The organism is Rhizobium sp. RM, from assembly GCF_013390595.1.
Classification (GTDB): Bacteria; Pseudomonadota; Alphaproteobacteria; order Rhizobiales; family Rhizobiaceae; genus Agrobacterium.
In genome coordinates this window covers 1-5,342 of the sequence record NZ_JACAWV010000009.1, presented here as the reverse complement: position 1 = coordinate 5,342, position 5,342 = coordinate 1, and the positions used below count along the sequence as shown (strand labels likewise).

At 54.0% G+C, this 5,342-nt stretch carries 6 protein-coding genes and 2 pseudogenes; 7 read left to right on the top strand and 1 reads right to left on the bottom strand.

Features of this window, described 5'->3' with window-relative positions; all coding sequences use genetic code 11:
* Positions 1–128: 128 nt before the first annotated feature.
* The 4 genes and pseudogenes from HWX89_RS26650 to HWX89_RS13295 form a co-directional block, all read left to right on the top strand.
* Positions 129–356, top strand: a pseudogene (locus HWX89_RS26650) (tyrosine-type recombinase/integrase); the annotation flags it as partial.
* A gap of 68 nt (positions 357–424) precedes the next feature.
* On the top strand, positions 425–769 hold the full coding sequence (locus HWX89_RS13305; protein ID WP_138793095.1) for a hypothetical protein: 345 nt from the start codon (positions 425–427) through the stop codon (positions 767–769).
* A 735-nt stretch (positions 770–1,504) separates the two neighbouring features.
* Positions 1,505–2,020, top strand: coding sequence for a hypothetical protein (locus tag HWX89_RS13300; protein WP_138793096.1), 516 nt, complete (start codon positions 1,505–1,507; stop codon positions 2,018–2,020).
* Positions 2,021–2,659: 639 nt separating this feature from the next.
* A complete protein-coding gene (locus HWX89_RS13295) occupies positions 2,660–2,923 on the top strand; it encodes a hypothetical protein (protein ID WP_138793097.1) in 264 nt (87 codons plus the stop codon).
* Between the two features lie 24 nt (positions 2,924–2,947).
* Here HWX89_RS13295 and HWX89_RS26260 read toward each other — a convergent pair.
* A pseudogene (locus HWX89_RS26260) lies at positions 2,948–3,151 on the bottom strand (alpha/beta fold hydrolase); the annotation flags it as partial.
* 377 nt (positions 3,152–3,528) lie between these two features.
* Between HWX89_RS26260 and HWX89_RS13290 the strand changes: the two are divergent.
* The 3 genes from HWX89_RS13290 to HWX89_RS13280 form a co-directional block, all read left to right on the top strand.
* Complete coding sequence (locus HWX89_RS13290) at positions 3,529–3,819, top strand: type II toxin-antitoxin system RelE/ParE family toxin (RefSeq protein ID WP_138793100.1); 291 nt, start codon at positions 3,529–3,531, stop codon at positions 3,817–3,819.
* A gap of 1 nt (position 3,820) precedes the next feature.
* Positions 3,821–4,132, top strand: coding sequence for an addiction module antidote protein (locus HWX89_RS13285; RefSeq protein WP_138793098.1), 312 nt, complete (start codon positions 3,821–3,823; stop codon positions 4,130–4,132).
* A 970-nt stretch (positions 4,133–5,102) separates the two neighbouring features.
* A partial coding sequence (locus HWX89_RS13280; protein ID WP_210271393.1) for a DUF736 family protein occupies positions 5,103–5,342 on the top strand: 240 nt, incomplete at its 3' end.

Genomic DNA, 5,342 nt, shown 5'->3' with positions numbered 1-5,342 from the left:
ATCGGCTATCCGTCTCGCGGTCCGTGCGACACCGCGTCCACGCAAGCGCAAAAGCGCCAAGGCTGTCACTAGTGATGTTCTGGAAAAGTTGCTGGCGACCTGTGCGTCGGACAACATCCGCGACCTGTCCGCAGTCGGTCAACGCTATCCTCAAACAGAGGGCAGTCATGGCCGGATTAAACCCGGAAGACTTTTCCGCCCACGGGCTTCGATCCGGTTATCTGACCGAAGCCGCCAATCGAGGGATTCCCCTCCCCGAGGCGATGGAGCAGTCAAAGCATCGCTCCGTACAGCAGGCCTCAAGCTATTACAACAATGCCACGAGGCGTAGCGGGAAAGCGGCGAGGCTCCTTTAGGTCTGCAATCGGCCCTTTGCGGACAACATGGCTCTGTCGTAAGGTCCCGTTTACGCGGAGGGCCCAGGATGGCAACGCCAATCATAGTGTCGGTTGATCCAAACTACTCGCTCACCAAGGCCGACACCGAATGTGACGTATGGATCGTCAGTTCGGCAGCCAACCTTATAGTGGCTGATGAGATACGGAGGGTATCTGGCACTAACTGGATGACCGTCTTCAATGATCTAGGCTCTCCAGTCGAGAACGCAATTTCTATCTTGGCTTCGGTATTCGAGCATCATCCAGATGCAATCGATGCGACAGTTCGTGGCCTCACGGATGACGAACATCGACGGGCCATTCAAGGCGCAACTCCTGACTGGCTCGGCTCATCTGTTGGCGAGGAAGTTGCATTTCGACCCAGCGCTTGACTGCAATCAACCGACCGACGTTGCGGCGGCTTGCGCGCTTCATTCCTGATCTCGCCGACGCCAGACGCGCTACTGTTGCACAAAGAATGTGAACGTTGCTGCAGAACGTGCTCTTGTCGTGACGGCTTAGGATTTACGCGATCGTAACCTGTAGCGGGACACGATCCCCCGTATATCTGAGAATATGCACCATGCGAGACGCGAGAAAAAAGCAATTATGACCAAATCGATCTGGAAAATTTATTCAGTATCCAGTCTAGCTTTGGCGGTGACGGCTTTGATGGGACACGCGAATGATTTCGAGATCGTAGCTGCGACGCGGACGTGTTTCGCTTTTGTTGAATGTTTATTAGTATTTTTTTATGCGTTTGATGTTCGGTGGACCTTTCCACTGAGCAAAAAAAAGACATGCGTTGCTCTGATCGGTTTCATATTGGTTGATTTACTGTGGATCTTGATTGAGCTTTACAAAATAGGAGACCTAGGGATACCAATCTTTTTCGTACCGCTTATGCTTTCTATTATTTCTTACTTTAATTTCACAGCAATTTATCGGTACGGGTTGGCTCCCGATGATATAGAAAGACACGCCTCCCACAAACCAAAGAGTCTCTAGCGGCGGCATACACACCCAACAAAGATCGCCTATCGCTGGTAGATTTGAACGGGCCAGACCGCTTTCGGCCCATACCGGAAACACTGGCTTACTCGGCGCAAAAACGCTAACTGGTGTGAATGTGCAGCGATGTCAGCAAAGCCGATGAAAGAATTCAGCTCTATTTCAACTTTGACCTTCATGGGTGGAGCGAACTGATCTTTGTTCACCGAGGGCAAATTTCGGGTTTTCGTGTCAGCGGGGTATTTACCGATGCTCCGGCCGCGCTTTTAGACATTTGCGACGCGGTCTTAACGAACTCGGCTACGCGAGTCGCCTTATGCGATGAGCCAGGCGGCATAGTCGTGGAAGTGACACCTGATGCAAAACAACCGCATACTGTGATCTTGTCGGTATACGAAATCGCGCCGCAGTTGGCAGGCTTTGATGCAAATGAAACAGGTCGCCTAGTGATGACAACGCGACTTAAAAGACGGCGTTTGGTCGGCATGCTGCTAACTGAGCTTTGGAAAAGCCACGAATTTCTGTCCGAGCCTTCCTATCAGAGAGGCAGAGTTTATTTCCCCCACGCCCGTTTGTCAAAAACCAACGAGTCATGGAATCAAAGTGGCCTTGGACCATCATTTCTGACGTAGTGTTACGTCTGCTTTTGGCGCATTTCGGCTAACCCGGAAGATTCCAATGATCCTGGCAGGCAACAGACTCTATCATTCCAAGGAGATTGATTCCGCTTAATTAAGTGGATCGACACCGGCTCTCGGTCGCCCGGGATGAGCGGAAACGACTGGTTTTGCGGTCTTTCCGGCAGATTTCGACGAGGATCGGCGGAACAGCGGTGGATACTAGAGCCGCGGTACGCGGCCCTCTCCTCTCAAGAGATCACCGACTTTTCTGCAATCCCTGCCTCGGTCAACGCTTTTGACCCCACCCCTCCCCCCGAGCGTCCTAGTTTCCGGCAATTCCGCCACGGATGGCCACCTGGTCCATTTTGTGCAAACCCGTCAGAATCGCGCAAGAGCGATCAGATCCATGATCGGCTGGCACGGTCCGTCATCCTTGCCTTGTCCGGAACGAATGGTGTTCCAGTCGGGGGCTGCCTCGACAACTTAGGATCGCTAGGCAGGCGGCTGCGAACGGCTGCTTCTGGGCAAGGCAGCCGCTATTCAACGTAGCGAACCATCCGTGCATTGCCTGATCGAACCCGCTGGATCTTTCGCCTGTCACAAAAGAACGACTTAGTTATGCGATCATGCCTGCCTGAACTAGGAGGCCCAATGCAGAATAAGAAACTTCGTGAGATCGAGGACATTGCGAGCACAATCAGAGACTTGGCCGTTCCGGACATGAAGCCTAAGGCCTTGATCGATGCCGTGAAACAACGTCACCCTAAAGCTTCTAAGAAGGAGATCGCTCGCGCTGCGTTCCTGAGCGTTATCTTGTCGGCAGAGTATGACCCTGAAAACACGCAGGCGCTTCACGACATCGCAATGGAAGCGCGCGACGAGCAGGGTGACAGCGAAATTAGCATGGATCGGTAACGCGCACCGATGCCACAGAGTGAATCACCACTCCAAACTCTCTAAAATTCGCCTCATGATTGGCACAACCTCGTGGAGGTTCGTTTCAAGCAGCCAGTGACCTCCATCCAGGAGGTGCAAAGATGCTTCGGGCAAATCACGAAGGTAAGCGCGGGCGGATTGTTCAGGCATGTAGTGCTATTGTGGTCCCCATATGATCGCCGTGGGAGGACGGTGGGTGACCAAGTATTGCGATGAGCAGGGATAGCCGTGAGGTAATAGTAGGACCGGCGCGCCCGTGGGCCTGCCTCGCGATAAAACGCATCCGCTCCTCCTGCGAAGACTCTTAAATTCCTGACCTGGTCGTCCATCTTATTCTCCTTCCTTCTTCATCAGCGCACCAATAGAGAAATGGTTCCCCTCTTTTGGCAGATGGAGGTCGGCGTTGGGGCGTGTTAATCAGACGTTGAAACGTACTCGCGAGTTTGATGGGTTTCGTCCGTGGCGGCAGAATGAATTCGGTCGCCGCCGGTCGCCAGTACCCCCTACCACTGCGGCCGGCGTTCGTGTTAACTATAGTTCACATTTCACTTGCGTTTTTGGCTGCTGTAAATTATAGTTCACACATGATCGAAGTCCGCCAGACCGTTGTTTTCTCTGATTGGCTGAGTACGTTGCGAGACCGAAATGCAGCGGCACGGATCGCCATCCGAATTCGACGGCTAGAGCTTGGAAATCCCGGCGATATAAAAGCTGTCGGAGAAGGCGTCAGCGAGATGCGCATCGATTACGGACCGGGTTATCGCCTGTATTTGACCTACACAGGACGTACCTTGGTCATTCTACTGTGCGGTGGTGATAAGTCGTCGCAAAGCCGCGATATCGCTCAGGCAAAAAAAATGGCTAAGGAGATCTGACATGGTACTCGAAACGACCCGCTTTGATGTTCTTGATCACCTGAAAACGCCGGAAGAGCGTTTCGCATACATCGAGGCCGCATTTGAGGATGGAGATCCTTCACTGATCGCTCATGCGCTGGGTGATGTAGCCCGTTCCATCGGAATGAGTTCAGTTGCCAAGGAAGCGGGCGTAACGCGCGAAGCGCTCTATAAGGCACTCAGCGAAAGTGGTGATCCAAAGCTTTCAACCCTTATTGGCGTGGCTAAAGCGCTCGGTGTCAAATTGTCGGTTCTGCCGAAGACTTCCGACAAGCCATCCAAAGCAGCATAAGACGAGCTTTTCAAACTGATCGATGGGGCGAGGGGAACCCTCCTTTCGACCCTTTAACTCGCGCACCCCTGCCCGCCCTTTTTTCAGCGTTTTGGTGGTTGGCCGGAAACTTAGTGCTGGCGCGAAGCGGAATACTTCCGTCTCCAGTCGCATCGACGAGACGGCAGCTCGGAAGCGTCCTTATTCGCAAATTCAGGGAGCGGAATCGGGCTACGCCAGTCGAAAGATTGCGCTTTCATCAGAACGACAAAATTGCATAAAACGGAGTTATCCGCTTTGTCGGCGCGCAAATAGTATTCCGGCTCGTGTTACCCAATCCTGCGGCCCGTCGCGCCCTACCCCCAAGGTCGAAAAGAACCCGCTCGTGGGCAGGATGATGCTCCTGGCTACAAGTTGGCGACGTCGTCAGCTCGGGGCTGGCAACGCGCACCGCGTCACGTCTCTTGCAAGTGTACCCCGGTGTTGTGTTCGCAATCCGTGCCAGAAATATTCCGTCGAGGTAATAGGCCGATCCGGACATACTGTTCCTCTCGTAGGTCGCCGTAATCGGCGCGACGCCCTTCTGGCGTATTGGCGAACAAGGATTGGAGCGTTGCCTTGGCTTGGTTGGCGCAATCAACACCGGCGTGACGATCAAGGATCGCGATGGAACTTGCCGCGCCGGCATCATGTTGTCCGCGGTCAAGAAGATGAGACGAAGCCGGAACGTTGTCAAAGTCTTTCCCTGGAGAGCGTTGCCTCAGTTGATGGGTCACTGCGGCCGGCCAGTCGTACGGCAACCGCCACAGGCACGAATTTCCCCTGACTGATGTCGTTCCTCGCGAGACAAATTCCTGCCTGCCAGCGGCGCTCCGCTGACGCTGTGGCCCTGCGGGTGCAGTCCCCGCGACAAATGCCCTGGCATTTGTGCTGACTGTCGTCCGGCCGCTTGATCGTGACCATCGGTAACGCAAACCAAGGAAACACTGCCATGACCGATGTCGTCTACTTCATCCGCTTCAACGCAGACAACACACTTTCCGGCAACATCGCATCCATCGCCTATGACCTCGACATCGTCGGTGAAGAGTTCGACAGCACCAACGCCAAAGCGCCTGTTTATCGCCTCTACGCCAAGTCACCCAAGGGCCGCCGTGTGGAAATCGGCGGCATCTGGAAGAAGCAGAACCGCGAAGGTGGCGACGACTTCACCCTTTCCGTCAACATCGGC